Raw genomic sequence first — 1,296 nt, forward strand, 5'->3', positions numbered from 1 at the left:
CGGGTCACGTCCCGCTGAGTGGTGGAGTTTCTCGACACCGTGCAGGTCAGTGTTTCTGATTATGCAGCAGTGAGCTCGGGAACGGGAATCACCCCCGTGAGGATGCTGGCGTCGACGGTTGCGAGGGCGTCGTTGAACGCGTCCAGTTGGCGCATGGAGCCCTCCGACAAGTAGCGGCGGGTTGAGGCTTCCCACTCGTCGTGTTGCTCGACGAGCACTGCTCCGGCGAGGCGGAGCAGCGCCGCAGGGTTGGGGAACACGCCGACGACATCGGTGCGGCGCTTGATCTCCTTGTTGAGGCGCTCGATCGGGTTGGTGGACCAGATTTGCCGCCAGTGTTTGGGCGGGAATCCGCAGAACGCGAGCAGGTCGGCGCGGGCGTCGTGGAGCATCTGGGCGACGTTGGGGTGAGAGCGCTCGAGCATGCGGGTGACCTCGTCGAACTGGGCCTGGACGTGCTTGGCGTCGGGCTGGGCGAAGATGGTGCGGATGACGCTGGCGACCATCTCTTGGCTGGCGCGTGGCACGATCGAGAGAATATTTCGCATCTGATGCACGCGGCAGCGTTGCCAGCTGGCGCCTTGGAACACTGTGCCGATGGCCTTCTTCAATCCGGTGTCGGCGTCGGAGATGACGAGCTTGACGCCGTCGAGGCCGCGGGTTTTCAACGACCGGAGGAAGCTCGTCCAGAACGCCTCCGTCTCGCTGTCACCGACGTCGAAGCCGAGGACCTCGCGGCGCCCGTCGGCGGCCACGCCGATGGCGACGACCATGGCTTGGGAGATGACGCGGTGGTTGACGCGGGCCTTGCAATAGGTGGCGTCCAGGAACACGTAGGGGTATCCAGTTGCGCCGAGGTCCCGGTCACGGAACGCGGCGACTTCCCCGTCCAGATCCTTGCAAATTCGGGATACTTCGGACTTGGAGATGCCGGTGTCGGCGCCGAGGGCCTTGATTAGGTCGTCGACTTTCCGCGTCGAGACGCCGTGGAGGTAAGCCTCCATTACGACGGCGAACAGGGCCTGGTCCACGCGCCGGCGCCGATGAGGGCGGTGGCTTCCGCATCGATCAATTCTTGATAGAGAGTTTCGGTCGCGACGCGGATGCGATCGGGGACATGGGTCAGCTTGAGTTCCGAGAGGAGGTCAAGCAAGGCAGACTGGTCTAGAGCCATCGTTTGATGTGTCTTTCTGTGAGTTCTTTGATCGGTACTCACTGACCATCGCACGATGGTTTCTTACGTTGCTAATCCAACGCCCCGAGGCGGGGAACTACACCACTCAGGGGGACGCAACC

1 protein-coding gene and 1 pseudogene are annotated in these 1,296 nt (G+C 63.0%); both read right to left on the reverse strand.

Going from position 1 to position 1,296, the window contains the following annotated elements; translation table 11 throughout:
• Positions 1 to 59: 59 nt before the first annotated feature.
• Positions 60 to 1,067 (reverse strand): annotated as a pseudogene (locus E3T43_RS13975) (IS256 family transposase); the annotation flags it as partial.
• Complete coding sequence (locus tag E3T43_RS19780) at positions 1,004 to 1,153, reverse strand: hypothetical protein (protein WP_370449973.1); 150 nt, start codon at positions 1,151 to 1,153, stop codon at positions 1,004 to 1,006. The gene E3T43_RS19780 and the pseudogene E3T43_RS13975, both read right to left, overlap by 64 nt.
• Positions 1,154 to 1,296: the final 143 nt, after the last annotated feature.

This window comes from Cryobacterium sp. Hh7, assembly GCF_004403155.1.
Classification (GTDB): Bacteria; Actinomycetota; Actinomycetes; order Actinomycetales; family Microbacteriaceae; genus Cryobacterium; species Cryobacterium levicorallinum.